Annotated in this window: 28 protein-coding genes and 3 tRNA genes; 17 read left to right on the forward strand and 14 right to left on the reverse strand. The window is 56.5% G+C overall.

What is annotated here, in order from left to right:
* Positions 1-56: 56 nt before the first annotated feature.
* From BFP70_RS13540 to lgt, 5 genes are all read right to left on the reverse strand, one after another.
* Positions 57-740 (reverse strand): Hint domain-containing protein, encoded by a 684-nt coding sequence (locus BFP70_RS13540; protein ID WP_176715573.1) that lies wholly within the window; start codon positions 738-740, stop codon positions 57-59.
* A gap of 315 nt (positions 741-1,055) precedes the next feature.
* Complete coding sequence (locus BFP70_RS13545; protein ID WP_066012195.1) at positions 1,056-1,250, reverse strand: hypothetical protein; 195 nt, start codon at positions 1,248-1,250, stop codon at positions 1,056-1,058.
* Positions 1,251-1,478: 228 nt separating this feature from the next.
* A complete protein-coding gene (gene pgeF, locus BFP70_RS13550) occupies positions 1,479-2,240 on the reverse strand; it encodes a peptidoglycan editing factor PgeF (RefSeq protein WP_066012196.1) in 762 nt (253 codons plus the stop codon).
* Positions 2,241-2,243: 3 nt separating this feature from the next.
* Positions 2,244-3,326 carry a class I SAM-dependent methyltransferase gene (locus tag BFP70_RS13555; RefSeq protein WP_066012197.1) on the reverse strand — a complete coding sequence of 361 codons (1,083 nt, stop codon included), beginning with the start codon at positions 3,324-3,326 and terminating at the stop codon, positions 2,244-2,246.
* A complete protein-coding gene (lgt, locus tag BFP70_RS13560; RefSeq protein WP_066012198.1) occupies positions 3,323-4,222 on the reverse strand; it encodes a prolipoprotein diacylglyceryl transferase in 900 nt (299 codons plus the stop codon). The genes BFP70_RS13555 and lgt overlap by 4 nt, the downstream gene beginning before the upstream one ends.
* A gap of 160 nt (positions 4,223-4,382) precedes the next feature.
* On the opposite strand from lgt, the gene BFP70_RS13565 reads away from it, so the two are divergent.
* Positions 4,383-4,628 carry an accessory factor UbiK family protein gene (locus BFP70_RS13565; RefSeq protein WP_066012199.1) on the forward strand — a complete coding sequence of 82 codons (246 nt, stop codon included), beginning with the start codon at positions 4,383-4,385 and terminating at the stop codon, positions 4,626-4,628.
* Here BFP70_RS13565 and BFP70_RS13570 read toward each other — a convergent pair.
* Positions 4,625-5,098, reverse strand: coding sequence for an NUDIX hydrolase (locus BFP70_RS13570; protein WP_066012200.1), 474 nt, complete (start codon positions 5,096-5,098; stop codon positions 4,625-4,627). The genes BFP70_RS13565 and BFP70_RS13570 overlap by 4 nt on opposite strands.
* A complete protein-coding gene (locus BFP70_RS13575; RefSeq protein ID WP_066012201.1) occupies positions 5,095-5,418 on the reverse strand; it encodes a DUF6476 family protein in 324 nt (107 codons plus the stop codon). The genes BFP70_RS13570 and BFP70_RS13575 overlap by 4 nt, the downstream gene beginning before the upstream one ends.
* Here BFP70_RS13575 and BFP70_RS13580 point away from each other — a divergent pair.
* From BFP70_RS13580 to BFP70_RS13590, 3 genes are all read left to right on the forward strand, one after another.
* Complete coding sequence (locus BFP70_RS13580) at positions 5,417-6,448, forward strand: RluA family pseudouridine synthase (RefSeq protein ID WP_066012202.1); 1,032 nt, start codon at positions 5,417-5,419, stop codon at positions 6,446-6,448. The genes BFP70_RS13575 and BFP70_RS13580 overlap by 2 nt on opposite strands.
* A gap of 226 nt (positions 6,449-6,674) precedes the next feature.
* On the forward strand, positions 6,675-7,571 hold the full coding sequence (rpoH, locus tag BFP70_RS13585; protein WP_066012203.1) for an RNA polymerase sigma factor RpoH: 897 nt from the start codon (positions 6,675-6,677) through the stop codon (positions 7,569-7,571).
* Positions 7,572-7,661: 90 nt separating this feature from the next.
* Complete coding sequence (locus tag BFP70_RS13590) at positions 7,662-8,636, forward strand: Gfo/Idh/MocA family protein (protein ID WP_066012204.1); 975 nt, start codon at positions 7,662-7,664, stop codon at positions 8,634-8,636.
* Positions 8,637-8,655: 19 nt separating this feature from the next.
* Here the strand turns inward: BFP70_RS13590 and BFP70_RS13595 are convergent, their stop codons facing one another.
* From BFP70_RS13595 to BFP70_RS13615, 5 genes are all read right to left on the reverse strand, one after another.
* Entirely contained in the window at positions 8,656-9,300 is a 645-nt protein-coding gene (locus BFP70_RS13595; RefSeq protein ID WP_066012205.1) for a phosphoribosylanthranilate isomerase, read from the reverse strand.
* Between the two features lie 12 nt (positions 9,301-9,312).
* The gene (locus BFP70_RS13600) at positions 9,313-9,669 is read right to left on the reverse strand and encodes a LapA family protein (protein WP_066012206.1); all 357 of its coding nucleotides are present in this window, start codon (positions 9,667-9,669) and stop codon (positions 9,313-9,315) included.
* Positions 9,670-9,963, reverse strand: a complete 294-nt coding sequence (gene ihfB / locus BFP70_RS13605; RefSeq protein ID WP_066012207.1) for an integration host factor subunit beta — start codon at positions 9,961-9,963, stop codon at positions 9,670-9,672.
* Positions 9,964-10,250: 287 nt separating this feature from the next.
* Positions 10,251-11,930 (reverse strand): 30S ribosomal protein S1, encoded by a 1,680-nt coding sequence (rpsA, locus tag BFP70_RS13610; RefSeq protein WP_066012208.1) that lies wholly within the window; start codon positions 11,928-11,930, stop codon positions 10,251-10,253.
* A 273-nt stretch (positions 11,931-12,203) separates the two neighbouring features.
* Entirely contained in the window at positions 12,204-13,652 is a 1,449-nt protein-coding gene (locus tag BFP70_RS13615) for a TrkH family potassium uptake protein (RefSeq protein WP_066012209.1), read from the reverse strand.
* A gap of 233 nt (positions 13,653-13,885) precedes the next feature.
* Between BFP70_RS13615 and BFP70_RS13620 the strand changes: the two genes are divergently transcribed.
* The gene (locus BFP70_RS13620) at positions 13,886-17,326 is read left to right on the forward strand and encodes a pyruvate carboxylase (RefSeq protein ID WP_066012210.1); all 3,441 of its coding nucleotides are present in this window, start codon (positions 13,886-13,888) and stop codon (positions 17,324-17,326) included.
* 172 nt (positions 17,327-17,498) lie between these two features.
* Here the strand turns inward: BFP70_RS13620 and BFP70_RS13625 are convergent, their stop codons facing one another.
* The gene (locus tag BFP70_RS13625; RefSeq protein ID WP_066012211.1) at positions 17,499-17,696 is read right to left on the reverse strand and encodes a CsbD family protein; all 198 of its coding nucleotides are present in this window, start codon (positions 17,694-17,696) and stop codon (positions 17,499-17,501) included.
* A gap of 278 nt (positions 17,697-17,974) precedes the next feature.
* On the opposite strand from BFP70_RS13625, the gene BFP70_RS13630 reads away from it, so the two are divergent.
* The 6 genes from BFP70_RS13630 to hisH all read left to right on the forward strand — a co-directional run bounded on the left by BFP70_RS13630 (position 17,975) and on the right by hisH (position 21,556).
* Positions 17,975-18,049, forward strand: a tRNA-Gly gene (locus BFP70_RS13630).
* A 40-nt stretch (positions 18,050-18,089) separates the two neighbouring features.
* Positions 18,090-18,164: transfer RNA gene (locus tag BFP70_RS13635), tRNA-Gly, on the forward strand.
* Positions 18,165-18,185: 21 nt separating this feature from the next.
* A tRNA-Gly gene (locus BFP70_RS13640) sits at positions 18,186-18,260 on the forward strand.
* Between the two features lie 261 nt (positions 18,261-18,521).
* Entirely contained in the window at positions 18,522-20,210 is a 1,689-nt protein-coding gene (locus BFP70_RS13645; protein ID WP_066012212.1) for an FAD-dependent oxidoreductase, read from the forward strand.
* A 110-nt stretch (positions 20,211-20,320) separates the two neighbouring features.
* A complete protein-coding gene (gene hisB / locus BFP70_RS13650; protein WP_066012213.1) occupies positions 20,321-20,908 on the forward strand; it encodes an imidazoleglycerol-phosphate dehydratase HisB in 588 nt (195 codons plus the stop codon).
* A 9-nt stretch (positions 20,909-20,917) separates the two neighbouring features.
* Complete coding sequence (gene hisH / locus BFP70_RS13655; protein WP_066012214.1) at positions 20,918-21,556, forward strand: imidazole glycerol phosphate synthase subunit HisH; 639 nt, start codon at positions 20,918-20,920, stop codon at positions 21,554-21,556.
* Between the two features lie 95 nt (positions 21,557-21,651).
* Here the strand turns inward: hisH and BFP70_RS13660 are convergent, their stop codons facing one another.
* A complete protein-coding gene (locus BFP70_RS13660; RefSeq protein ID WP_066012215.1) occupies positions 21,652-22,035 on the reverse strand; it encodes a DUF2147 domain-containing protein in 384 nt (127 codons plus the stop codon).
* 124 nt (positions 22,036-22,159) lie between these two features.
* Between BFP70_RS13660 and hisA the strand changes: the two genes are divergently transcribed.
* The 6 genes from hisA (at position 22,160) to BFP70_RS13690 (ending at position 26,358) form a co-directional block, all read left to right on the forward strand.
* Positions 22,160-22,879 (forward strand): 1-(5-phosphoribosyl)-5-[(5-phosphoribosylamino)methylideneamino]imidazole-4-carboxamide isomerase, encoded by a 720-nt coding sequence (gene hisA, locus BFP70_RS13665; RefSeq protein ID WP_066012216.1) that lies wholly within the window; start codon positions 22,160-22,162, stop codon positions 22,877-22,879.
* A 136-nt stretch (positions 22,880-23,015) separates the two neighbouring features.
* The gene (gene hisF, locus BFP70_RS13670) at positions 23,016-23,777 is read left to right on the forward strand and encodes an imidazole glycerol phosphate synthase subunit HisF (RefSeq protein ID WP_066012217.1); all 762 of its coding nucleotides are present in this window, start codon (positions 23,016-23,018) and stop codon (positions 23,775-23,777) included.
* Positions 23,774-24,085: a phosphoribosyl-ATP diphosphatase gene (locus tag BFP70_RS13675; protein ID WP_066012218.1), complete on the forward strand. Its 312-nt coding sequence runs from the start codon at positions 23,774-23,776 to the stop codon at positions 24,083-24,085. The genes hisF and BFP70_RS13675 overlap by 4 nt, the downstream gene beginning before the upstream one ends.
* 124 nt (positions 24,086-24,209) lie before the next feature.
* A complete protein-coding gene (locus tag BFP70_RS13680; RefSeq protein ID WP_066012219.1) occupies positions 24,210-24,653 on the forward strand; it encodes a TerB family tellurite resistance protein in 444 nt (147 codons plus the stop codon).
* A gap of 141 nt (positions 24,654-24,794) precedes the next feature.
* Complete coding sequence (locus tag BFP70_RS13685) at positions 24,795-25,604, forward strand: ABC transporter ATP-binding protein (RefSeq protein WP_304441952.1); 810 nt, start codon at positions 24,795-24,797, stop codon at positions 25,602-25,604.
* Positions 25,605-25,635: 31 nt separating this feature from the next.
* A complete protein-coding gene (locus BFP70_RS13690) occupies positions 25,636-26,358 on the forward strand; it encodes a transporter substrate-binding domain-containing protein (RefSeq protein WP_066012220.1) in 723 nt (240 codons plus the stop codon).
* The last annotated feature ends 33 nt before the right edge of the window (positions 26,359-26,391 follow it).

The raw sequence follows: 26,391 nt of genomic DNA on the forward strand, positions 1-26,391 counted from the left end.
AAAGCCGCGCCTCGCCGCGGCTTTTCTATGCGGTCACTCATTCCAATCGGGTGATGTCACCCAAGCAGCTGATCCACCTCAAACCGGGTCAACCTCGGATGGGCTTGTTGGCCAAATCCACGCAAATCCGTCAAATGCGGAAATAGGCCCGCGAACAGCGATAGCATGCGCGGCTCGACCATTTGCTCAATGCCCTCACCGGGGTGATAGCTTTCCACTTCCAGCCCGCCGATTTTCAGCGATCCTTGCCCTTCTAGCGCGATATGGAACATGTGGACCGGGGCAGCGGGTCGCACTTCGATTACATTCACACCGTCAATGAAGGCCCGCGCGGGCACATAGGCGCTGGTCAATTTTGTGCGCCGCTCCAGACGTTCCCCGGACAGACATACCCGTGCCCGCGGCCCCAACAGCAAATCCTGCGCCGGCTTTCCCAAACCCATTGCATCCGCGGTCAACCGCGTCAGAACAAGGGTTTCCGCGCCCTCACCGCCCGGAAACAAAACCATCGTGCCAATCCATGCAATCTTTTGCATCGGCCCTTCGGCGGTCTCAACATGCATTCCGGGCAAAAGGTCCTCAACCGCGACCGGCCCACTGTCAGTTTGCACCAATGCGCCGCGCGCAAGGCCTGAAAACGCCTCTTCAAATAGCGGGGTCGCCGGTGCCAACCTTGTAGAGCTTTCAACCTGCCCCGCCGCATTAAGCCAAAGCGTTTCATAGCGACGCGTCAGAGGCATGGATTTCGCACCGGAACGTGAAATACCATGTGAGGAGACGGCCAGAGCAGTCTCCCTGCGCCTCCCGTTTGGGTCCGCGGTCACACCGCGGCTATAAGTAGACATGCGAGCAGCCTTTTGGTCTGGTCACATCTGCGCTGGCCCCCACCAAATGCAGAAAGACAGGCCTAGGATGGCGCACTCATCGCGCGGCGTCAAATTATCGCATCCACTTTGTCAGCGATGGGCCGCAATCCTGTCTGCGGCCCCTGCTTTGTTTCGGACATCGAAGGTGCGACCATATTCTTGACGCATTTCTCCCGAATCACCAATGGCTTAGCCTGCGTGCAGGGCCGCTTGGTGATCCTGTGCTGATGACGCGGCATAGGCGCTGCGCCGGGCAATGGTTTCTGCACGGCGCGGGCCACGTGCCCAAGGCAAGGCGGTCATCACTTGGGCAGGCATCGCCCCCTTCGAGGCGTTCAAAACAGACGTCATCCAGCGGCTTTTCGATTTGGATTTGGCAGTCATTGGTATCTCCTGACACTGGGAAATGATGCGCTTCGCACGTGCGATTGGCTTGAGCCTAATATCCCCCCTCACTGCGGCAGGTTTAGGGCCAGCATCGGCCAAAAGATGGGGCGTTTGTCATGAAATAAGGCATGCTGATTGTTTCTAAAACAGCTGAAATACCTTTGTTTTTCAGAGAAAACATCCGTGCAAACAGATTTCGCCCCGCGCCAATTGTGGCAACGTGCCTTACAAACGGATTACCGAAATAAGCCGCCCGTAATCAGCTTCTTTGGCATGTGTCGTGCGCCGAAATGAGAAGAATCGCTCTGCGTCGTGATAGGTGCAATGCCCCGTCCACTCCGCCTGCTTCACACCTGCTTCGCGCAGTAAATGCAGGCCAAACCCAGGCAAGTTGAACATTGGCCGGCCATTGGGTCCACCTGAAAAGAACCGCGAAAATTCGGGATCTTCCATCAGAAACTCATCCATGAACTCCTCGCCAACCTCATAGGCACGCTGGGAAATGCATGGGCCAATCACGGCGATGATCTGTGCACGATCTGCGCCCAACGCGACCATCTGCGCCACCGTATTTTCCAACACACCCGACAGCGCGCCGCGCCAACCCGCATGTGCTGCCCCGATGACTCCGGCCTTCGCATCGCACAGCACGACTGGCTGGCAATCCGCCGTTAGAATGGACAGCGCCAAACCTGGAACATTGGTCACGATCCCATCCGCTTCAGGCAGAGTTTCAAACGGTTCAGTGATCGCCACGACCTTCGCAGAATGTGTCTGATTGACACCGATCAGGGCCTCATCTGGCACATCCATCGCCTGTGCGACACGCCGCCGGTTCACCGTGACGGCCTCCGCCAGATCAGAGGAGGCACGGCCACAGTTGAGCCCTGCAAACACACCAGAGGATGCGCCGCCCTTTCGGGTAAAAAACCCGTGGCGCACCTGCCGTAATGCCGGTGATGTCAGTATTTCCAAGGTCGTAGCCATCGCTTATCCTTCGGATCTATTAAACCCCGGGGGCATCGCATTGCCTGCCGGAACAATCGCGACTGTCTTGAACAACTGACCCATTTCCTTGGGATGGGTCAAGCGCCGATGCGCCGCAATATGGTTTTCCAAGGCCGTGCCTTGCATCCGGGCCGCCAGGGCCTGCGCCCGTGCTGTGATCCCCAGACGCTCTAGCAGCAGGCCCTGCGGGGTCATCGCGCTAACGTCAGCCCCGGCGTCGCGGGCGGCGGCTGCCAGTTGCTCAAAATCCACATGTGCCGTCAGGTCGGCCAGCCCCGGTTCGGCCAGCGGATCGACCGGTTGATGATCACGCAAGGCCTGAAACGTATCGCCCAGACTGCGCCAATCGCCATAATCCACAATGATTGCGCCACCACCTTGCGCGGCAATCCGGCGCGCGATCTGCGTTACAATCTGCGGCGCAGCAGGACACAGTTCCACCACGTCCCCAGGCGCGGTATCTGCCAACCGATCCTGTAACGCAGACACCGCACCCGCGGGCGCAAGCCCCAGTACCAGTTCCCCATCTGCCAGCCCGATCTGACGCTCTGCCCATCCGCCCTCGACACGTTGAAACTGGCGGATCGGCAAGGCATCGAAGAACTCATTTGCGACCATGAACAACGGAAGGTCTGCGGGAAGGCTGTCGATACTGTCGTGCCATGTGATCGGCTGATCGCCCAATGTCTGGCGCTGAACCTTCCGCAGATGCGCGGAGGCCTCGATCAGATGGACCTGTGCGGCCTGCGTCATACCGCTAACAGAGCGCATGACGCGCAGCATGTCGCTCATCAACGTGCCACGGCCTGGGCCGGGCTCTGCCAGAACAAAGGCGGCGGGTTGGCCCTGATCCATCCAGACCTGTGCCAGGCACAGGCCCAGCATCTCTCCATACATCTGGCTGATTTCCGGGGCGGTGGTGAAATCTCCGCCTGCGCCAAAAGGATCTCGCGTGGCATAATAGCCGTAATCGGGATGCAGCAGACATTGCGCCATATACTGGTCCAGCCGCATCGGCCCGTCCGTCGCAACCGTGCGCGCAATCACTTGGCCCAGTTCGGTCATGTCGCCTCCGTGCGTGCGCCACGGCGCAGCGCCAAAATCAACATGATCACCCCCACCGCAATCATCGGCAGCGACAGGACCTGCCCCATCGACAGGCCATAATCTCCACCAAAATGAATAACATAGCCCATCGGATTGCTCGCGGTGATGAATTGCGGGTCGGCTTGGCGGAACAGTTCCACGAAGGCGCGCGCCGCGCCATAGCCCAGCAAAAATACACCAAGGATCATCCCCGGACGCCGCAACGCACCACATGCCAGCATGATCCACAAGATCGCGCCCAACAGCAGCCCTTCCAGACCGGCCTCATACAGCTGTGATGGATGGCGCGCGCAATTGCCATCAATTTGACCGGCAATGCCAAGACAGGTCTGCGCCGCCTGACCGGGGAAAACCACCCCCCAAGGCAGGTCAGTCGGGCGTCCCCACAGCTCTGGCTTGATGAAATTTGCCACCCGACCAAGAAACAGCCCGATCGGCGCCACCAGGGCAAAGGCATCCGCAATTTGCACGGCAGGCGCACCATGGCGGCGTGCAAACCACAGCCCCGCCAGCACAACGCCCACAAAACCACCGTGGAATGACATGCCGCCCTGCCAGACCTTCACCACATCCACCGGATTGGCGAGATAATAGGCCGGCTGATAAAACAGTACAAAACCCAGACGCCCGCCCAAAATCACCCCCACAATGACAGCCGTCATCAGATCTTCGATCTGCTCGGGCCGCAAAGGCGCGGTGCCACCCCAAATCCGGGGACGTTTCATCAGCGCCACAAGGATCTGCCATCCGGCCACAAGACCCGCAATATAAGCCAGCGCATACCACCGGATAGGCAGGTCAAGCACAGGGATCACAAAAGCATTCGGGTCGATATCAGGAAAAACGATGGCCATTTAAAAGCGTCCTATCGGGGGCGGTTACAGGCCGGAGGCCGTTCTTATCGGCACAAAGCCTTTGACACAGACCAGAGTCAACCGCCTCACGGGCTTGTCACCGCGCGACTGCGCCCTCATATAGAGGAGAACAGCAAATAGACCATAGCGGAGCCCGATCATGGAAGCGCCCAACAAATTTTTCGACGAAATGTCCAAGATGATGACCAATGCGATGGGCGTGGCGCAAGGCGCCCGGACCGAAGCAGAAACGGCGATGAAATCATGGATGGACCGCTGGCTGGCGGATCGTGATTTCGTTACCCGCGAGGAATTCGACGCCGTGCGCGCGATGGCCCAAAAAGCCCGTGAAGAAAATGATGCGCTGAAAGCCCGGCTGGACGCGATGGAGGCGAAGCAGGGCTAAGGCGCCACGTCTTTGGGCCTGTGGGTGGCGGTCCTGCGCCCCCCAAGGCCGCCGGTCTGTGCGATAGCCTTGGTCAAAAGGGCATCAACCCCTGCGCTCATGGCAAGCCGGTTTGATAAAACCGTGTCCACATGCACCAATGCGGCGTCTTCAGCATCGTCCCCACTGATCGGTTGTGGATCATGCGCGTCACATAGCACAGCAATCAAATGGTAATGGAAAATCACGTCACCATTGCCGTCACGGGTGATCGCATCCCCATGGTCAATGATCGCGCGCGCCGTCGCTATGATACCGGTTTCCTCGTGCAGTTCCCGAACGGCGCCTTGTTCGACCGTCTCGCCCCACTCGACCTTACCGCCCGGAAATCCCCACAACCCCTGATCGGGTGGATTGCGCCGTTTGACCATAACTACGTGATCACCGTACACGCAGACGGCCAGGACCCCCAGCCGTGGGAATGTGTTCATGGTGTGGCCTGTAGCGCTGTCGTGCCGACCAAACGCCCATCGGCGTGATACACCAGCACCTGGTCATCCTGTGTCAGAACAATAATGCGATCACCTGCAAAGGTCACCGCCAAGGCCTGCGCACCCGATGGCAATATAATCGACGATGGCAGCGCACCCGCATCAGTTTTCCCGCTGAAACGGATGACAAGGATCGCCACGATCGCTAGAACGCCCAACATCATGGTGGCAGCAAGACCCGTCACCAGCCATTTTAGAAAGCGCAGCTCGGGCAACGGTGCCTCTGGCGTGGCTGCAAGCTCAGGAATCGGATCGGACATGGAAGAGCGTATCCTTCGGGTTGAAATCGGGGAATCCCCTGCCGACCGTCTTGATAAAGCCTTGGCGGCCCATGTGCCAGAGGAGGCCGCGCTGTCGCGTTCGCGGCTCAGCAAGTTGATTGCCGAAGGCGCGGTGCACCGCAATGGCGTGGCGGTCACAGATCAAAAAGCAAAGGTCGCCCCCGGCGAAATCTATGAAATCGCATTGGAACCCGCAAAATCCGTCACAACCCAAGCGCAAGATATTCCCTTGGATATTATATGGGAAGACGAAGACCTGATTGTGATCAACAAACCACCGGGCATGGTGGTCCATCCCGCGCCGGGCACGCCCGATGGCACCTTGGTGAACGCGCTTTTGCATCATTTCGGCGGCACTTTGTCGGGGGTCGGCGGCGAGGCCCGGCCCGGCATCGTGCACCGCATTGATAAGGAAACCTCTGGCCTTCTGGTGGCTGCGAAGTCCGATCGCGCGCATCATGGGCTGGCAGCGCAGTTTGAAAAACACACGGTCCATCGGCATTATCTCGCTGTGTGCTATGGTGTGCCCTCTGCGGCAGACCCGCGCCTGCGTGGCACCAAAGGGGTGAATTTTGAGGCCGGAAACGTGCTGAAGATTACTTCTCATCTGGCGCGCCACAAAACGGACCGTCAACGCCAAGCGGTTTTGTTCCACGGCGGGCGCCATGCGGTGACACGCGCACATGTGGTCGAGGATTTTGGTGCGGCAGCTTTGATAGATTGTTGGCTGGAAACCGGGCGCACTCATCAGATCCGCGTGCATTTGTCCCATGTCGGCCATGGGCTGATCGGAGACCCGACCTATGGTGGTCGGCGCAAACTATCGCCCAAACAGGTCAGCCCAGAGGCTGCACAAGCCGCCGCAGCCTTTCCGCGGCAGGCGCTTCACGCGGCGACATTGGGCTTTGTCCATCCTGTCACCGCACAGGAATTAAGCTTCACCTCCCCCATTCCTGAGGACATGGCTATGCTGATCCAGGCGTTGCGCGACGGCACCGCCGAAAACTGAACTGATAAGTTCACATTTGCGACATGAGCCACCGGTTTTCCTTGCCCGTGGGCAAGGACGGCTTCATCTTGGCTTCAGAACAGCCTGATATTGGTCATAGATGAAACAATCGGTAGCATGGCGCGTTTGACACACAGGGCCTGCGCAACCGCAACATGCAAGGGCTTGAAATGATAGGGTCTTGCGCCCATCTATGAAAGCCGTCGCTCGGGAGAAAGGTCGCCCCATGCCCAATTATACCAATCTACCCGCCCCATCCCCGGAACAGGGGCTTAATCGCTATCTGCAAGATATCCGCAAATATCCGCTGCTGGAGCCAGAAGAAGAATATATGCTGGCCAAGGCGTGGGTGGACCACCAAGACAGCAAAGCCGCGCACCGGATGGTGACATCGCACCTACGCTTGGCGGCAAAGATTGCGATGGGCTACCGTGGCTATGGCTTGCCACAAGCCGAAGTGATTTCAGAGGCGAATGTGGGCCTGATGCAGGCGGTCAAACGCTTTGATCCAGAGAAGGGCTTCCGGTTGGCGACCTATGCAATGTGGTGGATCCGGGCGGCGATTCAGGAATATATTCTGCGCTCGTGGTCACTGGTGAAGCTGGGCACCACTTCGGCGCAAAAGAAATTGTTCTTCAATTTGCGCAAAGCAAAATCCCGCATTGGTGCCTATGAAGACGGCGATATGCGCCCGGAAAATGTGCAGCGTATCGCACATGACCTGAACGTGACCGAGGCCGAAGTAATCTCGATGAACCGCCGCATGTCCGGGGCGGATGCGTCCTTGAATGCGCAGGTTGGCGCCGCGGATGAGGGCACCGCGCAGTGGCAGGATTGGTTGGAAGATGAAGATGCCAACCAAGCCGAAGCCTATGCTGAAGAAGATGAGCTGCAGGCGCGGCGCGAAATGTTGATGGCGTCGATGGATGTTTTGAATGAGCGGGAAAAAGATATTCTGATGCAGCGTCGTTTGCGTGATGAGCCGGTGACATTGGAAGATCTGTCCAGCCAATATGACGTGTCGCGTGAACGCATCCGTCAGATTGAAGTGCGGGCATTTGAAAAACTGCAAAAGCGCATGCGTGAACTGGCCGAAGATCGCGGCCTAGATGTGCCGGCCTGACCGGGTGGCGCGTGGGACAACCTGCGCGCCCGGCCCTTGCATCATCGATCCCAGTCCCTAATCTGCCCCCTATATTAAGGGGAGATATCTATGACAGTTGTGAATTGGGGAATTTTGGGTGCGGCGAATTTTGCGCGCCAACATATGGGCCGCGCCATTCACAGCGCGGAAGGCTCCCGCTTGGCGGCGTTAGCGACCAGCTCCGCTGATAAGGCAGATGGGTTCCGTGCCTTTGCGCCGGACATCGCCCTTCATACCAGTTATGAAGCCCTTCTGGCCGATCCGCAGATCGACGCTGTCTATATTCCACTGCCCAACACGTTGCACGTGGAATGGACCAAGAAGGCGCTGCAGGCAGGTAAACATGTGTTATGCGAGAAGCCGATCGCAATGCAGGCCAGCGATATCGATGATCTGATCGCCGCGCGCGATGCATCGGGAAAATTCGCAACCGAGGCCTATATGATCGTACATCATCCACAATGGCAGCAGGTGCGTGCATGGATTGATGATGGTCGCATTGGCGCATTGCGCCATGCCGATGTCGCCTTCAGCTTTAACAACCCTGACCCGAAAAATATCCGCAACCGCGCGGATACCGGCGGCGGATCCATCCCTGACATCGGTGTTTATGCTTATGGCTCCGTGCGCTATGCCGCCCGTGCCGAGCCAGTGTCACTGGTCGCACGGATAGAGCGTGACAACGGTGTGGAAACCAAAACCCAAGTTATGGGCACGATGAAGGGTAAGGCCGAATTCAGCTATGGCGCCATGACATCGACACGGTTGCCACCACGGCAGATGGCGATATTCCAGGGCTCTGACGGGCTTATCCGAATGACATGCCCCTATAATGCCAATGTCTTCGATCAGGCAGAAATCACGCTGGAACGCCCCGAAGAGCCGGCGCAAGTATTGCGTTATGCAGGGGTGAACCAATATGTGCTGCAAGTCCAAGCCTTCACCAATCATATCACGAGCGGGGCACCCTATCCGTGGCAACTTGAGGATGCGCGCGGCACACAGGCAATGATTGACATGGTCCTCGCGTCGGAGCTTGGCTAACCGGGTATCGGTGGGGGCCTTAGCGGCCTCCACCAGCGGCGGCGATCAGCGCCGCCATCTTATCAACATCTTTATGGCCGGGCGACGATTCCACCCCAGATGACACATCCACCTGCCGCGTGCCTGTCAGCGCCACGGCCTGGGCAACATTTTCTGGGGTCAATCCACCGGCAAGCATCCAGGGCCTGGCCCAATCGCGCCCAGCCACCAGACGCCAGTCAAAGCTTAGACCATTCCCGCCTGGTAATGCGGCGTCTTTCGGCGGTTTGGCATCCACAAGGATCTGGTCCGCGACGGCTTCATATTCAGGCAAAATCAACAGATCATCAGTGTCGGCTACACCGATGGCTTTCATCACGGGCAGACCGTAGCGCGCGCGCACCTGCGCCACGCGCTGGGGCGTCTCATGCCCGTGTAACTGCAGCATATCCAACGGAACCTGCGCCGTGACCGCGTCCAATGTCGCATCATCGGCATCGACTGTCAGCGCCACTTTCGCGACCCCCATCGGAACGGCTAAAGCCAGTTCTCTGGCTTGGGCAATGTCCACATGTCGGGGCGATTTGGGAAAGAACACCAAACCAACATAGGCCGCGCCAAGCGTGGCTGCGGCCTGCAGTTGGTCAACCTGCGTTAACCCACAAATTTTAACACGAGTCTTCAACGGTTCAATCGCTTACCGTGAGGATCCATCAACAAGTGCAAGTACATCATCTTGTGGGCCTTGGTGTTTCTCGCGCAGCTTGACCACCTCTTTTTCAAGATGATTGGCCTTGCGCGTTGCTTTGACGGCTGTGCTGCGAATGCGATATTCACGCAGCCATTCCCATACGAAACCAATCAACAAGCCGAGTAAAACGCCAGCAAAGATTACAAGAAACAGCGGCAATTGAATGCTGAAATTCAGACCCAGAAAATCCGAGGCCTCCTGTGGCAGCAAATTCAACGTCACCAATTGACGGTTGGCCAAAGCGATCACAATCAAAACGACCGCCAAGGCCGCCAGAAACGCAAGGCGTAGGATACGGATCATTTATTCGCCTTCCTCAATCCCGTTCAACCGGTCGCGCAGCAGCTTCCCGGTTTTGAAGAATGGGACGTGTTTTTCATCCACATCGACGGAATCGCCGGTGCGCGGGTTCCGCCCTGTGCGTGCATCGCGTTTCTTAACTGAAAACGCACCGAAACCCCGCAACTCGACCCGATCACCGCGCGCCATGGCCTCGATGATTTCTTCAAAAATCGTATTTACGATCTTTTCAACGTCACGTTGAAATAGATGCGGATTTTCTTCCGCGACCTTCGCGATCAACTCAGATCGGATCATTGGAATGCTCCCGCGCTGGAGGTGTTGGGCCTTACTGGCCTGAGAACAGTTCTGACTATAGGAGTATTTTTTCCAAGGACAAACAATAAAGCTATGAAAAATCATTAGCTTCGCCCTGCCTTGGCGGAAATTGTCCCTAAGACTTGCCGTAAAGGCAGGCAAAAACGCCTGACAAATGTGCAATCCCCTATAAACACCATCGCCGGCTCGAATCAAAACCTGTGTATTGAGCACGAAAAAGCCCCGCCCGGACGAACCGGACGGGGCAAATAGCGGATAAGGCTAACTTAGTTGTCGCCTTTAAGCGCAGCGCTCAGGATGTCGCCCAGGCTTGCACCCGAGTCCGACGAACCATACTGCTCCACGGCTTCTTTCTCTTCAGCAATTTCACGTGCTTTGATCGAGACGCCCAAGCGGCGGGTTTTGCTGTCCACATTGGTTACGCGAACGTCGACGTGATCACCAACCTGGAATCGCTCTGGGCGCTGGTCAGCACGATCACGGGCCAGATCCGAACGGCGGATGAACGACTTCATGCCGTTGTATTCCGCTTCGATCCCGCCTTCTTCGATCGCAGTGACGGTCACGGTGATGACCGAGCCACGCTTAACGCCGTCAACGGCATCAGAGAAGGTGTCTGCGTCCAGAGCCTTGATCGAGAGCGAGATACGCTCTTTCTCGATGTCGACTTCGGTGACTGCCGCGATGACCATATCACCTTTGCGGTAGTTCTGGATCGCGTCTTCGCCGCGCTGCTCCCACGACAGATCCGACAGGTGGACCATGCCGTCGATGTCGTTGTCGAGGCCAACAAACAGACCGAATTCGGTGATGTTCTTGACTTCGCCTTCGATCTGGGTGCCGACCGGGTGGGTCTCAGCAAAGACTTCCCATGGGTTACGCATGGTCTGCTTGAGGCCAAGCGAAACACGGCGCTTCTGGGTGTCGATTTCCAGAACCATAACGTCAACTTCCTGGCTCGTCGAAACGATTTTGCCAGGGTGGACGTTTTTCTTAGTCCAGGACATTTCGGACACGTGAACCAGACCTTCAACACCGGCTTCCAGCTCAACAAATGCGCCGTAATCGGTGATGTTGGTAACGCGGCCTTTATGGACCGACGCCAGCGGGAATTTCGACTCAACGCTATCCCACGGATCGGCCTGAAGTTGCTTCATGCCGAGCGAAATGCGGTGGGTGTCTTTGTTGATCTTCACGACCTGGACCTTAACGGTCTCGCCGATCGCAAGGATCTCCGACGGGTGGTTCACACGGCGCCATGCCATGTCGGTGACGTGCAGCAAGCCGTCAACGCCGCCCAGATCAACGAACGCACCGTATTCGGTGATGTTCTTGACCACGCCCTCGACGACCTGACCTTCGGACAGGTTGGCGATGACTTCGGCGCGCTGTTCTGCGCGGCTTTCTTCCAAGATTGCGCGACGCGACACAACGATGTTGCCACGGCGGCGATCCATTTTCAGGATTTGGAAGGGCTGCTTCAGACCCATCAACGGGCCCGCGTCACGCACAGGGCGCACGTCAACCTGCGAACCTGGCAAGAACGCAACTGCGCCGCCCAGATCCACGGTGAAACCACCTTTTACACGACCAAAGATTGCGCCTTCGACGCGCTCTTCTTTCGCATAAGCGGCTTCCAGACGATCCCAAGCTTCTTCACGACGCGCTTTATCGCGCGAGATGACGGCTTCGCCGCGTGCGTTCTCGACACGGTCGAGGAACACTTCGACTTCGTCGCCAACTTCGATCGAAGGGGCTTCGCCGGGATTCGCGAATTCTTTAAGTTCGACGCGGCCTTCCATTTTGTAGCCGACATCGATGATGGCTTGGCCCGCTTCAATCGCAATGACCTTGCCTTTGACGACAGACCCCTCGTTCGGGGTGTCAATTTCGAGGCTCTCGTTCAAGAGCGCTTCGAATTCTTCCATGGTTGCTTTAGCGCACATGCGTTCAGAGTTTCCTTTACAGCGTTCTATTCAGGCCAGATGGTTGGCTCCACCGGTCTTGTAATTGGATACGCCAAGCAGGCCCGGCAAAAGCGCGGACACAGCTTGACTGGCGTCCCTATAGGCCCATAGGCCAAATTATACAAGGCTCAATCGCTGAATGCGCGCCACCCCGACGGCCCACACCTTCCGGCTGCACCACCCATTCCACACAACCATGGCCAAAGGTTGGGTTGATTGCCTTGATCGCACCAGCCGACCATGTGAGGACGATCACTGCCGCCAGAACCGCGGCAACAACAGGACAAACACCGACAACAGCTCTAACCGACCAAGAAACATGCCAAGGCTCATGAGCCATTTCGCAGAATCGGGAAAGCGAGAGATCGACCCGTTCGCCGTTACCTCGGGCCCCCAGCAGGGACCGACATTGGCAATCGCCGTCCAGGCCGCCGTCAGCGCCGTTTTGGTTTCCAACCCCGTCAGCGACAGCGCCACGATCAGCAATCCGAAACTGAGGATAAAGAAGGAAAAGAACGCCATGACAGAGTTCACGACCTCTTCTTCCACTCGCCGCCCGTCATAGCGGATATGGGTTACGCGATGCGGGCTATAAAGCCTGCGCACCTGAGCCTTGACCGATTCAATCAAGATCAAATAGCGGAACACTTTCACTGAACATCCGGTGGAGGCGGTGCACCCCCCGATCAGCCCTACGATGATGATGATAGCAAAGGACATATGCCCCCAAGCGGTGATATCAACCGAAGAATAGCCGGTGCCAGTAAAGGTCGAAACGACGTTAAATATCGTCTCGCGGATCGTTGGCTCCCACGCGTCCTCGTGGCGGATCAAGCGATACAGCACAATCGCGCCAATAGCATAGCAGTGCCAACGTAGAAAAGCGCGCACCTGCGGATCACGCCACAGCGGCATGATGTGGCCCTGCATTACCTGCACAAACCGGATGAAGGGCATCGCGGCCAAAACCATGAACACCGAAGCGATATATTCGGGCGCGCCAGGATAAGCGCCAAAACTGGCATCTTCACTGGAAAACCCGCCGGTCGACATCGTCGTCAACGCGTGCAGGAAGCTTTCGTAAAGCGTCATCCCCGCCAGCATAAAGGCCAACAAGCACGTGACCGTCAGACTCACATAAATGCGAATCAAACCGCGCGAAATTTCGCGCGCGCGTGGCAGAATTTTGCCCAGCGTATCGAACCCTTCCGAGCGGAAAAACTGCATCCCGCCGACTTTCATCACCGGCAAAAACAGCATTGCGACGATGATAATCCCCAACCCGCCAAGCCATTGTAAAATTGCGCGCCACATATTGACCGACAGCGGCAGGTCATCCAGCTTGGGGATCACCGTTGTGCCAGTCGTGGTCATGCCCGACATCGCCTCAAAATACGCATCCGTGAATGACAGATGTGGCTCCCCGATCATGAATGGCAACGAACCAAAGGCAGGCAGCGCCAGCCAAACAAAGGACGTCAGCACAAAACTTTGGCGCAGGCTAAGGGTGCTTCTGACACTGTCGCGTGCCGCCAGCGCCATCAACGCCCCGATTGTGGCGCAGATAATCGCGCTTTCGGTAAAGGCCAACCAATGATCGTCCCCTGCCAAATAGTCGATGGCAGCAGGCAAAAGCATCGCCACGCCCAGCGCGGTTGTCAGCAATCCGATGATATAGCCCACTGGGCGAAGATCTAACATGCGCCCAAGTTGCCCAGCCCGGCGCAACAGTCAAGCATGAGCAACATCGCGTGATGCTGAGTAAGCCAGCAAAAACGCCTCCAAATATCGACGCTTCCTGTCACTGCACATTCAAAACCCAAAAATTGGTAACAAAATATGAGCAATTTTTACAAAAATATGCATTACAGCCTTGCGCTGCAGTGCAGCAACGCTAGTCTTCCTTAGGTAAACTGCTTTGGGAGGGTGCCGGCATGTTCAATAAAATCCTTGTTGCTAACCGTGGTGAAATTGCCATTCGGGTAATGCGTGCTGCCAATGAATTGGGCAAAAAGACGGTCGCAGTCTATGCTGAGGAAGACAAACTAGGCTTGCACCGATTCAAAGCAGATGAGGCCTATTTGATTGGGCAGGGCCTGTCCCCAGTTGGTGCCTATCTGTCGATTGATGAAATTATCCGGGTTGCCAAAGAATCGGGCGCGGATGCGATTCACCCCGGCTATGGCCTGCTATCGGAAAACCCGGACTTTGTAGAAGCCTGCGCAAGCAACGGCATCACATTCATCGGGCCAAAGGCAGAAACAATGCGCGCCTTGGGCGATAAAGCCTCTGCCCGGCAGGTCGCCATTAAGGCGGATGTCCCCGTTATTCCGGCCACCAACGTGTTGGACGACGATTTTGACGCCATCAAGCGTGAGGCCGAAGAGATCGGCTATCCGCTGATGCTCAAGGCATCTTGGGGTGGCGGCGGGCGTGGCATGCGTCCGATCAATGGCCCAGAGGAACTGATCGAGAAGGTCCGCGAAGGCCGGCGCGAAGCCGAGGCCGCCTTTGGCAATGGCGAAGGCTATCTGGAAAAGATGATCATTCGCGCCCGCCATGTCGAGGTGCAGTTGCTGGGCGACACGCATGGTGCCCTGTATCATCTGTTCGAACGCGACTGCACAGTTCAGCGGCGCAACCAAAAGGTCGTCGAACGCGCCCCTGCCCCCTATCTGACAGATACACAGCGGGCTGAGGTCTGTAATCTGGCGCTGAAAATCGGTCAGGCGGTCGGGTATCAAAACGCTGGAACTGTCGAATTTCTGATGGATATGGACGAAGATAAATTTTATTTCATTGAGGTAAATCCGCGCGTTCAGGTCGAACATACTGTCACCGAAGAGGTCACCGGCATCGACATCGTGCAGTCACAGATCAAGATTGCCGAAGGTATGAGCCTCGCCGAGGCCACGGGCACTCCCTCACAAGCTGATGTCACTTTGTCAGGCCACGCGATGCAATGCCGGGTCACGACAGAAGATCCGCAGAATAATTTCATCCCTGATTACGGCCGCATCACTGCCTATCGCACGGCCACGGGGATGGGCATCCGTTTGGATGGCGGCACCGCCTATGCTGGCGGTGTCATTACACGATATTACGACAGTTTGCTGGTGAAAGTGACTGCCTGGGCGCCGACCGCTGCGGCGACAATCACCCGCATGGACCGGGCGCTGCGGGAATTCCGGGTGCGCGGCGTATCAACCAATATCGACTTCGCCATCAATCTGCTGAAACATCCGACTTTCCTGGATATGACCTATTCCACGAAGTTCATCGATACGACACCCGCCCTGTTCGATTTCAAGACACGCCGCGATCGGGGCACCAAGATATTGAATTATATCGCGGATATCACCGTAAACGGTCATCCTGAAACGACAGGTCGCACCAAACCATCGGCCGAAGCAAAACCGCCACGCCTGCCACTTGTGCCTTTGGGCACTCCGATCCGGCCCGGCACGCGCAACCTTCTGGACACCGAAGGCCCCAAGGCTGTTGCCGATTGGATGCTGGGCCAGAAAAAACTGTTGCTAACAGACACGACCATGCGCGACGGCCATCAATCCCTGCTGGCAACCCGGATGCGGTCAATTGATATGATCAAGGCCGCGCCGAATTATGCGGCGAATATGGGCGATCTGTTCTCGGTCGAATGCTGGGGCGGCGCAACATTCGACGTGGCCTATCGCTTTTTGCAAGAATGCCCTTGGCAACGCCTGCGCGACATTCGCGCCGCCATGCCCAATGTAATGACGCAGATGCTTTTGCGGGCCTCCAACGGCGTCGGATATACAAATTACCCCGACAATGTAGTGCAATTCTTTGTGACACAGGCGGCGGAAAGTGGCGTCGATGTGTTCCGCGTGTTCGACAGCCTCAACTGGGTGGAAAATATGCGCGTCGCGATGGATGCGGTAATCGCATCTGGCAAAATCTGCGAGGGCACGATTTGCTACACGGGCGATTTGCTTGACCCGGTACGGTCAAAATACGATCTGGCCTATTACATCGGCATGGCCAAGCAACTTGAAGCCGCCGGTGCGCATGTCTTGGGTTTGAAAGATATGGCGGGACTGTTGAAGCCCGCACAAGCCAAACTATTGATTACGGCGCTGAAATCCGAAGTAGGCCTGCCAATCCATTTCCACACCCATGATACCTCGGGTATTTCTGGCGCCACGATCCTAGCTGCAGCAGAGGCGGGCGTTGATGCTGTCGACGCGGCGATGGATGCGTTTTCAGGAGGCACATCGCAGCCCTGCATGGGGTCCATCGTTGAGGCATTGCGCCACACCGAACGCGACACCGGCCTGGATATCGAAACCATTCGCCGCATGTCGATCTATTGGGAAGCCGTGCGCCACCAATATGCGGCATTTGAAAGCGGGCTGGAGGCCCCCGCCTCCGAGGTCTATCTGCATGAAATGCCCGGCGGGCAATTCACCAACCTCAAGGCCCAGGCCCGTTCTTTAGGGCTTGAAGAACGCTGGCACGAGGTCGCGCAAGCCTATGCCGATGCCAACCAGATCTTCGGCGATATCGTGAAGGTCACGCCCTCGTCGAAAGTGGTCGGCGACATGGCCTTGATGATGGTTGCACAGGGGCTCAGCAAAGACGACGTGCTGGACGAGGGTAAAGACATGTCTTTCCCCGACTCGGTCATCGACATGCTACGCGGCAATTTGGGCCAACCCCCCGGTGGCTGGCCCGAAACCATTTCGCGCAAAGTGCTCAAAGACGAGCTGGCCTCCACGGATCGGCCGGGGCTTCATCTTCCTGCGGTCGATCTGGAAGAAGCGCGCGCCAAACTTTCAGCCGAACTGGACGGGGCTGAAATTGATAATGAGGATCTCGCGGGGTATCTGATGTATCCCAAAGTATTCACCGATTATGCCCGCCGCCACGAAACCTACGGCCCGGTGCGCACGCTGCCCACGCCGGTGTTCTTCTACGGGATGGAGCCAGCCGATGAAATATCGGCAGAGATTGACCCGGGTAAAACGCTGGAGATCCGCTACCTGACACAGTCGGAAACGGATGAAAAAGGCGATGTGAAAGTGTTCTTTGAACTTAACGGTCAGCCGCGTGCTGTTCGGGTGCCTAACCGTGCCGTGAAGACAAGCACCGCAGCCGCACCAAAGGCGGACCCAGGGAATCCCGATCACATTGGCGCGCCAATGCCTGGTGTCGTCGCCTCGGTGGCCGTGACCGCTGGGCAAAAACTTACGCCCGGCGATCTTTTGCTGACAATTGAGGCGATGAAGATGGAAACTGGCATCGCCGCCGACCGCGCGGCCACTGTTAAGGCGGTGCATGTCATGCCCGGTGCTCAGATTGATGCCAAAGATCTGCTGATTGAGCTGGAGTGATCCGGCCCCCCTCCCGTGCTCGAAGGTGCCCACGCAAGAGGGCACCGACCGCGCCTTAAGGGGGTCACCCCCCGCAAAGGCGCGCCCATCGGGCGAGTGAAGCGTCAGCTGAACACGCAAGAGGGCACCAAATGGTGCCCTTCTGTATAAGCGCGCTGTTATCCGCAGGTGTTTATTGGCTGTCGAGAAAGCTATCGACTTCTTTTTTTGCTTCTTCTTTCGACTTGCCGTATTTCTGCTGGATCAAACCTTCCAGCTTTTCACGATCGCCTTCGGCTTGAGTAATCTCATCATCGGTCAAATCACCCCATTTGGCTTTTACCGACCCAGAAAGTTCTTTCCATTTACCCTTAAGAATATCGTTATTCATTGTGGCGTTCCTTTTCTTTGGCGCGTGTTGCGCATTTCATTCTTACAACCCGCCCCGTCCCGCCTTCGTTCCTCCAAACCCGCTCACGGTTGCGTGAGATTAAACCTCATACACCCCCACGCACCCCAACGTTCCCACCGTGCCACGCTCATTTCGGGTCCCGCCGGACCTGCCCCAAGCCCGCGATCTGGCCACGACCGTAAAAAACCACCCATTAGACGCAATTTTCGCTTGCAGCTTTGCCGCGTCTCCCTTAAATCGCCCCTCACTGAACCGGTGCGGGCGTAGCTCAGGGGTAGAGCATAACCTTGCCAAGGTTAGGGTCGGGCGTTCGAATCGCCTCGCCCGCTCCAGTTCAGTCATACCCATCTCCGGAAGGAGACTGTCATGCAAGCGGGCGTAGCTCAGGGGTAGAGCATAACCTTGCCAAGGTTAGGGTCGGGCGTTCGAATCGCCTCGCCCGCTCCATGACAAATATAACGCTTCGGTGCGGGCGTAGCTCAGGGGTAGAGCATAACCTTGCCAAGGTTAGGGTCGGGCGTTCGAATCGCCTCGCCCGCTCCATTCAAAAGCCTTCCCTTCGGGGAAGGCTTTTGTGTTTCCCCCCCCACAGACCTGCGATTGCCTCGCCTGCCAGCGCTCATGCCCGCAAGCCGCACAAATCTTGCACGAACGAAAGAGCCTTCGAAAAACTGCATACAACGGCATGCCGTCAACATGCTGAAAAATCACATTTTATTGCCTTAAGACAGGGTGACATCTTTGAAACCGCGCTATATCGGTTTCATAGGGAGGTATCGGGCAGTATGTGAAAGGTACTTCGGCATGGGACAAAAGCTTTTGGTGTTGGGCGGCGGGTTTGGCGGGCTATATGCCGCAAGAGAACTGCGCAAGCGCTTCGGTGAGACAGCCGATATCCAATTGATCAGCGAAGAGAATTACTTCGTCTTTCAGCCTTTGCTTCCCGAAGTTGCCGCCGGTGCGATTGCGGAGATGAATGCCGTAACCTCTCTGCGCGAATTGCTGAAAGGTGTGCGCCTGCGCAAGGCGACGATCCATTCGGTAGATTTTGACCGTCAGGTCGTGACCGTATTCCAAGGTGTGCAGCGTCGCCCCACCGAAATCGAATATGATCATCTGGTTGTCGCGATGGGCTCGCGCATTGATCTAAGCCGCGTTCCCGGCTTGTCAGACCATGCATTGCAGATGAAAACCCTTGATGATGCCCGGCGCCTGCGTGCCCATATCATTGAACGTCTGGAACATGCCGATGTGACCTTCCTGCCCGAAGTCAAACGCGAAGCCCTGACCTTCGTGGTTGTCGGCGCAGGGTTTTCGGGCATTGAAACCGTGGGTGAAATGAAAGAGTTGATCGACAGATCGCTGAAATACTACCCCAATATTGACCCGTCCGAAATCCGTGTTGTCGCGGTCGAATTTGCACCGCGCGCATTGAACGAACTGCCTGAAAGCCTGGCGGCCTATGCGGTCAAACAGCTCGAAGCCCGCGGCGTTGAAGTTATGCTGAACACTGGCGTGGCCTCCGCCACCGGACGGCGCCTCGTAACAAGCACCGGAGAAGAGATCCCCACCCGGACAATCGTGGCCACGATTGGCAACGCGCCCTCCCCCATTGTGCTTGAAATGAACCTGGCGCTGAACCACGGTCGGGTGGCGGTAGATCGCACTTTGCGCGCCCAAGGGCGGGACAACGTTTGGTCACTGGGCGATTGCGCTATGATCCCTCTGAAAGAGGCTGCGACAGAGCGTGGCGACTTCGCCCCGCCTACGGCACAGTTTGCCGTGCGAGAGGCGCGGCATCTGGCGAAAAACATTCAAGCGGCGGTGCAAGGCAAGCCGCTGTCGGTCTTCCAATATAAAAGCCGTGGCTCGCTGGCATCGCTGGGCGCGCATCGCGGTGTTGCCGAGGTGTTCGGGGTCAAGCTTTCGGGCTATCCGGCTTGGCTGTTGTGGCGCATCTATTACCTGTCGTTCATGCCCGGCTTTGACACGAAGCTACGCGTCTTCCTTAGCTGGTTTCTGGATGGCATCCGCCCGCGCTCTGTTGTGCAGCTGGATGTCTCGGGCAAAGACGGGGCGCGTTATGTGCATTTTGCAAAGGGAGACCGGGTGTTTGAAAAGGGCAATCGCTCAGATGGGTTTTACACCGTTGTCAGCGGGCGCTTTGAAGTCACCTATCAAGACGACAATACCGGCGAAGTCACCTGCCGTGAGGTCGGCCCCGGTGGACATTTTGGTGAGCGGATGATCATGGGCGAAACCACCCGCTATGGGTCGGTCGTGGCGCTGGAGGATGGCAAGGTTCTGGTCTTGGGCCGGGCCGAATTCGAGAAACTCTCAACCACGTTTGATGCAATGGGCGACTATTTCGAAGGCTATATCAAAGACACCTATGGCGTCGATTGGCATCCGGCACGGCCCTTGGGTGCCCCCGCCCCAAAAGCACCAACCGATGTCACCCCCGCCGCCGCAAAGCAATCTGCTGCGGAATAAGGCATCCGATCCTGCCCTTGGCCGTCGTTGAGCGACTGGCCAAGGGCAACTCCTTGCTTGGAAAGCCCGCAAGGGGCGCATATAACGCGGCTGAACCAAATGGAGCGGCCATGCGCAAGGCAACGATCACCCGCAAGACGGCAGAAACCCAAATTGATGTGACGATCAATCTGGACGGCACCGGGATCTATGACAATCAAACTGGGGTCGGTTTTTTCGACCATATGCTGGACCAGCTGTCCCGGCATTCCCTGATTGATATGACAATCCGGGCCAAGGGCGATTACCACATCGACGATCATCATACCGTCGAAGATACCGGCATTGCGATTGGTCAGGCGCTTGTGACCGCCCTTGGCGACAAACGTGGGATCAACCGCTATGGCCATTTTGCGCTGGCAATGGATGATACGCAGGTAAAAACCGCCTTGGATCTGTCCGCCCGGCCCTTCCTTGTCTGGAATATCGCATTCCCCAGCGACAAAATCGGCACATTCGATACCGAGCTGGTGCGCGAATTCTTTCAAGCCCTGTCCACACATGGCGGCATAACGCTGCATATTGATGCGGTGCATGGGTTCAACAGCCACCACATTGCAGAAACCACGTTCAAATCGGTCGCGCGCGCGCTGCGCATGGCCGTTGAAATTGATCCACGTATGGCGAAGGCTTTGCCCTCGACCAAGGGCAAGCTGTAAGGAGCTGATATGTCACTGACCGTTTTGGTGGATTATGACAGCGGCAACCTGCATTCCGCGCAAAAAGCCTTCGAGCGAATGGCGCAAGAAGGCGATTTGGGCACGATTACCGTGACCTCTGACCCTGATTTGGTGGCCAAGGCGGATCGGATCGTCCTGCCAGGCGACGGGGCCTACCCTTCGTGTCGTGCCGCTTTGGATGATTTTACCGGCTTATTCGATGCGATCAGTCAAAAGGTAAAATCAGGCACGCCATTCATGGGGATCTGCATTGGAATGCAGATGCTGGCAACGCGAGGCCTAGAATTTACCGAGACCGCAGGCTTTGGCTGGGTTCCCGGTGAGGTGGTTCGAATTGAACCAGCGGATGCGACGCTGAAAGTCCCACATATGGGGTGGAACGATCTGGTAGTGGATCAACCGCACCCTGTGCTGAGCGGGATTGCGACCGGCGATCATGCCTATTTCGTGCATAGCTATCATTTTAAGGTCGCCAACCCTGCGGATCTGATCGCACATGTCGATTATGCCGGGCCCGTCACCGCAATTGTCGGACGTGACAACGTAATCGGTACACAGTTCCATCCCGAGAAGTCACAAGCAACCGGTTTACGCTTGATCCAGAATTTCCTGACTTGGGCGCCGTAGCCACAGTAAGGCAGCGCCTGCGCGGGCATTGAACCCTTGCAGGCGCTCTTGCATCCCCGGATCGACGTTGCTTTCGCGCAGGCGGCCCAGCTTACCTATTGGATTTTGACCCAATTTTGCTTCGCGCAAATCAATCCGCCCGCCACGCAGCCAGACATTGCCATGGCTTTACCTTGGACAGTTATTTTTCCCGTGTAGGTTTTACCGTTTGAAGGGCGAAAAACCTTGCCACGATATTTCCCACCGCCTTGTGCCGCCATGTCCTGCACGATTTGCTTCCCGATGTTTTTGGATGCGTATTCCGCTCCCGCTTTGAACGTGCGGGTGATCGTGCCGCAAAAATACTGCCCGCATGGCGCAATATCCACGTAGGCAAAAGCGCCATCATCGGGTTCTGTTTGCCACAGCCCCTCTATCGGGTCCGCATATGCGCCCGAAGCGAGCGCCGCAAACAGGCCAGCAATAAAAACATATTTCATGACATCCTCCCTGATGCAGCCATCAATCCGCGCGGCGTGATTCTACGCAAGAGCAACGCTGCGTCCCTTGCCCCGGAGCGGCGCAAGCGTCATAAGACGAGCACGACATGAACGGAGCGTGACGATGATCTTGTACCCTGCGATCGACCTGAAAGACGGCCAATGTGTACGTTTGCTACATGGCGACATGGAGAAGGCAACCGTGTTTGGCGATGACCCGGCAGCGCAGGCTGCCGCGTTTGAGGCCGCGGGCTGTGAATGGGTACATCTGGTCGATTTAAACGGCGCCTTTGCAGGCAAACCCGTAAATGCCGCAGCGGTTGAAGCGATCTTGGCACATATAAATGTTCCCGCGCAGTTGGGTGGTGGCATCCGCGATATGGCAACGATTGAACGTTGGCTCGAAGGTGGCTTGGCACGTGTGATCCTTGGGACGGTTGCGGTCGAAAATCCCGATCTGGTGCGCCAAGCCGCAAAGGCATTTCCAGGAAAAGTCGCCGTAGGTCTTGATGCGCGCAACGGCAAGGTTGCGACGAAGGGCTGGGCCACAGAAACCGACATTATGGTCACCGATTTGGCGAGAACATTTGAAGATGCTGGCGTCGCTGCGATTATATACACTGATATTATGCGTGATGGCGCGATGGGTGGGCCAAACATCGACGCGACTGCGGCCTTGGGGCAGGCGGTGACAATCCCCGTCATTGCGTCAGGTGGCGTGTCTTCCTTACCGGATCTGATCGCACTGCGCGACACTGGTGTGATAGCCGGCGCAATTTCAGGCAGAGCAATTTATGATGGTGTGCTGGATTTGTCGGCGGCCTTGAGCGCATTAAAAAAGTGACAGGGCCCTGCCCTCTTTCCAGGCCGCTCATACTGAGCGACCTGGAAATTCACCCGGGATATTTATGGCAAGCTGAAACTGGGTTCGTTTGTCTAACTCATTTTCGGGACATACATAGGCACAAAGGAGCCTGTCCATGCTGAAAACTCGGATTATTCCGTGCTTAGATGTTGCTGATGGTCGCGTCGTTAAAGGTGTAAATTTTACAGATTTGATAGATGCAGGCGACCCGGTCGAGGCCGCAAAGGCTTATGATGCGGCGGGCGCAGATGAATTGTGCTTTTTGGACATTCATGCGACCCATGAAAACCGTGGCACGATGTTTGACCTGGTCACACGCACGGCCGAGCAATGTTTCATGCCGCTGACGGTCGGCGGTGGCGTTCGCAGCCATGAAGATGTTCGGAACCTTCTTTTGGCTGGTGCAGATAAAGTCTCTTTCAATTCTGCGGCCGTGAATGATCCTGACGTAATCGCAAGTGCCGCCGACCGCTTCGGTAGCCAGTGCATTGTCTGTGCAATTGATGCAAAGTCTGTCGCACCTGATCGATGGGAAATTTTCACCCATGGGGGGCGCAAGGCGACTGGAATTGATGCTGTTGAGTTTGCACGCACAGTTGTAGCAAAAGGTGCTGGGGAGATTCTTCTGACCTCTATGGACCGGGATGGAACGCGCGCAGGCTTCAACCTCCCACTGACGCGCGCAATTTCTGACGCGGTTGACGTGCCTGTTATCGCATCCGGCGGTGTCGGAACATTAGATCACCTTGTTGACGGCGTGACGAAAGGCGGTGCAAGTGCTGTACTTGCCGCATCAATTTTCCATTTCGGTGATTTCACCATAGCACAGGCAAAGGCCCATATGGCGGCCGAAGGTATACCAATGAGGCTCATATGACAGCTTTGGCACGACTAAACGCAACAGTCCAATCTCGAAAATCAGCGGATCCAAATAGCTCATGGACCGCAAAGTTATTCTCACAAGGTCCCGAAAAATGTGCCGAGAAATTCGGCGAAGAGGCTGTTGAAGCGATCATCGAAGCCGTTAAAGGGGATCAAGAACGCCTGACAAGCGAAGCCGCAGACGTATTGTACCATCTTCTGGTTATGCTTGCGGCACGCGATGTCACTCTTGCCGATGTTGAGGTAGAGCTTGAACGCCGCGAAGGCACATCAGGGATCGCCGAAAAAGCAGCGCGCAGTTAATCCTTTCATCTTGCCTGAAATATCCCGGGGGAATTGGCCACAGGCCAAGGGGGCAGCGCCCCAACTATCGCAACACATGCAAATGTCACTTGCCACAGCATCCCAGCGCCCTAAAATTTAAGCGATGATACGTTCTTTGTTCGCCGCGCTCACGGCACCCGATCCTAACCCTCTCGATCCCACCGACGCAGAGCTCGCATTGGCGGCATTGTTGGTGCGCCTCGCGCGGACAGATGAAACCTACTCCGAGGTCGAAAAGACGCGCATTGACCGTGTGTTGGCTGCGCGGCAAGGTCTGGCTCCGGCACAGGCAAGTGCCCTGCGCCATGAGGCCGAAATCGTTGAAAGCGATGCGCCGGATACGGTTCGCTTCACCCGTGCACTCAAAGAAAAGATCCCCTATGACGATAGGATCAAAGTGATCGAAGCCCTGTGGGAAGTGGCACTGGCTGACGGCCAGCGTGATGCGGATGAAGATGCGCTTATCCGCATGGCTGCCAAACTTCTTGGCGTAAACGATGTTGATTCGGCCTTGGCTCGCCAGCGCGTTGCAAAGCGTGAAATGTGACGCCGGGTTCCAGCCAATAAATTGAACATGTGCCTGCGTTTTTGGCGATGCCCCAACGTAACTCTGGATTCCATGATTGCATTTCCATGACGTTTCACTCCAATTGACCAAACGGACGAAAAGCCCAGAGATACAATTCGCGTGACCCCATTAAACATACACCCATCGGCCCCCCAAGGCAGCCTTGACCCCGTGATTGAGATCCGGAACCTGCATAAAAGCTATGGCACGCTGGAGGTTCTAAAAGGGGTCTCGATCACCGCGCCGCGTGGACATGTGGTGTCCTTGATCGGCTCCTCTGGGTCAGGCAAATCAACGCTTCTGCGATGCTGCAATCTGCTGGAGGACAGCCAGTCCGGTGACATCTTGTTTAAAGGCGAGACCGTGGATTGGACCGGAACAGGGCTGGCCCGTCGACCCGCCAACCGCGCGCAAGTCACGCGTTTTCGCACCAACCTGTCAATGGTGTTCCAACAGTTCAACCTGTGGTCCCACATGACTATCTTACAAAATGTCATGGAGGCGCCTGTCACTGTCTTAGGCCGCAATTCAAAAGAGGTTGAGCCTTTGGCACGCGACTATTTAACAAAGGTTGGCATTGGCGACAAATGCGATGCCTGGCCTGCCCAGCTTTCAGGCGGGCAACAGCAGCGTGCGGCGATCGCCCGCGCCCTATGCATGCAGCCGGAGGCACTGCTGCTGGATGAACCCACCTCCGCGCTTGATCCAGAATTGCAGCAAGAGGTGGTCAAGGTCATCAAGGATCTGGCCAAAGAGCACCGCACGATGATCCTTGTCACCCATGACATGCGCCTTGCGCGCGACGTTTCCGATCACGTCGTGTTCTTGCACCAAGGTAAGCTTTTGGAACAAGGCCCCCCAGAGCAGATTTTCGGCGCACCGAAATCCGAACGTTTGCGACAGTTTTTGTCGGCCACCACGCCGGCATAATACCAACAATAAGTCTACAGTGGAGAGAAACATGAAGAACCTGCTTTTGGCCAGTGCCGCCATCGCAATGACCGCAACAGCGGCGTTTGCCCAAGATGTTGTCCGCATGGGGACAGAGGGTGCCTACCCTCCCTATAACTTCATTGATGACAATGGCGAAGTTGCTGGTTTTGAGCGTGAGCTGGGTGATGAGCTGTGCGCCCGCGCCGAATTGACCTGTGAATGGGTCACCAATGATTGGGACTCGATCATTCCGAACCTGCTTTCGGGCAATTACGACACCATCATTGCAGGCATGAACATCACCGCAGAACGCGCGGAAACTATTGATTTTACGCAAAACTATATCCCACCTGCCTCGTCAAAATACATGGCGCTGGAAGCAGATGCGGACACGACCACCGGCGTGATCGCAGCGCAGGTCAACACATTGCAGGCAGAATATATCGCCAGCACCGAGGCCACCTTGCTGGAATTCGCCACGCTAGATGACACGGTCGCGGCAGTGCAAAACGGCGAAGCGGATGCGGTCTTTGCCGATGCCGACGCGCTGAAACCCTTTGTCGAAGAAACTGGCAACTATGTCTGGGCGGGCGAAGACATCCAGCTTGGTGATGGTGTTGGCATGGGCCTACGCAAGTCCGATACCGAGCTAAAGGAAAAGATGAACGCAGCTATTTTGTCGATGAAAAAAGACGGCACATTGAATGATCTGATCAAGAAATATTTCGGTGACGACGCAGCCGTCTTTTAATCTGGTCTCGATTTAAGCTGATCTAATGGACAG

Origin of the sequence: Thioclava sp. SK-1 (assembly GCF_001705665.1) — a bacterium.
In the GTDB taxonomy this organism is placed as follows: domain Bacteria; phylum Pseudomonadota; class Alphaproteobacteria; order Rhodobacterales; family Rhodobacteraceae; genus Thioclava.

What these genes read in the sequence shown, in the direction of transcription:
- BFP70_RS13540 (WP_176715573.1), bottom strand. Translation starts at nt 740, where the DNA reads ATGCCTCTGACGCGTCGCTATGAAACGCTTTGGCTTAATGCGGCGGGG.
- BFP70_RS13545 (WP_066012195.1), bottom strand. Translation starts at nt 1,250, where the DNA reads ATGACTGCCAAATCCAAATCGAAAAGCCGCTGGATGACGTCTGTTTTG.
- pgeF (WP_066012196.1), bottom strand. Translation starts at nt 2,240, where the DNA reads ATGGCTACGACCTTGGAAATACTGACATCACCGGCATTACGGCAGGTG.
- BFP70_RS13555 (WP_066012197.1), bottom strand. Translation starts at nt 3,326, where the DNA reads ATGACCGAACTGGGCCAAGTGATTGCGCGCACGGTTGCGACGGACGGG.
- lgt (WP_066012198.1), bottom strand. Translation starts at nt 4,222, where the DNA reads ATGGCCATCGTTTTTCCTGATATCGACCCGAATGCTTTTGTGATCCCT.
- BFP70_RS13565 (WP_066012199.1), top strand. Translation starts at nt 4,383, where the DNA reads ATGGAAGCGCCCAACAAATTTTTCGACGAAATGTCCAAGATGATGACC.
- BFP70_RS13570 (WP_066012200.1), bottom strand. Translation starts at nt 5,098, where the DNA reads ATGAACACATTCCCACGGCTGGGGGTCCTGGCCGTCTGCGTGTACGGT.
- BFP70_RS13580 (WP_066012202.1), top strand. Translation starts at nt 5,417, where the DNA reads ATGGAAGAGCGTATCCTTCGGGTTGAAATCGGGGAATCCCCTGCCGAC.
- BFP70_RS13575 (WP_066012201.1), bottom strand. Translation starts at nt 5,418, where the DNA reads ATGTCCGATCCGATTCCTGAGCTTGCAGCCACGCCAGAGGCACCGTTG.
- rpoH (WP_066012203.1), top strand. Translation starts at nt 6,675, where the DNA reads ATGCCCAATTATACCAATCTACCCGCCCCATCCCCGGAACAGGGGCTT.
- BFP70_RS13590 (WP_066012204.1), top strand. Translation starts at nt 7,662, where the DNA reads ATGACAGTTGTGAATTGGGGAATTTTGGGTGCGGCGAATTTTGCGCGC.
- BFP70_RS13600 (WP_066012206.1), bottom strand. Translation starts at nt 9,669, where the DNA reads ATGATCCGTATCCTACGCCTTGCGTTTCTGGCGGCCTTGGCGGTCGTT.
- ihfB (WP_066012207.1), bottom strand. Translation starts at nt 9,963, where the DNA reads ATGATCCGATCTGAGTTGATCGCGAAGGTCGCGGAAGAAAATCCGCAT.
- rpsA (WP_066012208.1), bottom strand. Translation starts at nt 11,930, where the DNA reads ATGTGCGCTAAAGCAACCATGGAAGAATTCGAAGCGCTCTTGAACGAG.
- BFP70_RS13615 (WP_066012209.1), bottom strand. Translation starts at nt 13,652, where the DNA reads ATGTTAGATCTTCGCCCAGTGGGCTATATCATCGGATTGCTGACAACC.
- BFP70_RS13620 (WP_066012210.1), top strand. Translation starts at nt 13,886, where the DNA reads ATGTTCAATAAAATCCTTGTTGCTAACCGTGGTGAAATTGCCATTCGG.
- BFP70_RS13625 (WP_066012211.1), bottom strand. Translation starts at nt 17,696, where the DNA reads ATGAATAACGATATTCTTAAGGGTAAATGGAAAGAACTTTCTGGGTCG.
- BFP70_RS13645 (WP_066012212.1), top strand. Translation starts at nt 18,522, where the DNA reads ATGGGACAAAAGCTTTTGGTGTTGGGCGGCGGGTTTGGCGGGCTATAT.
- hisB (WP_066012213.1), top strand. Translation starts at nt 20,321, where the DNA reads ATGCGCAAGGCAACGATCACCCGCAAGACGGCAGAAACCCAAATTGAT.
- hisH (WP_066012214.1), top strand. Translation starts at nt 20,918, where the DNA reads ATGTCACTGACCGTTTTGGTGGATTATGACAGCGGCAACCTGCATTCC.
- BFP70_RS13660 (WP_066012215.1), bottom strand. Translation starts at nt 22,035, where the DNA reads ATGAAATATGTTTTTATTGCTGGCCTGTTTGCGGCGCTCGCTTCGGGC.
- hisA (WP_066012216.1), top strand. Translation starts at nt 22,160, where the DNA reads ATGATCTTGTACCCTGCGATCGACCTGAAAGACGGCCAATGTGTACGT.
- hisF (WP_066012217.1), top strand. Translation starts at nt 23,016, where the DNA reads ATGCTGAAAACTCGGATTATTCCGTGCTTAGATGTTGCTGATGGTCGC.
- BFP70_RS13675 (WP_066012218.1), top strand. Translation starts at nt 23,774, where the DNA reads ATGACAGCTTTGGCACGACTAAACGCAACAGTCCAATCTCGAAAATCA.
- BFP70_RS13680 (WP_066012219.1), top strand. Translation starts at nt 24,210, where the DNA reads ATGATACGTTCTTTGTTCGCCGCGCTCACGGCACCCGATCCTAACCCT.
- BFP70_RS13690 (WP_066012220.1), top strand. Translation starts at nt 25,636, where the DNA reads ATGAAGAACCTGCTTTTGGCCAGTGCCGCCATCGCAATGACCGCAACA.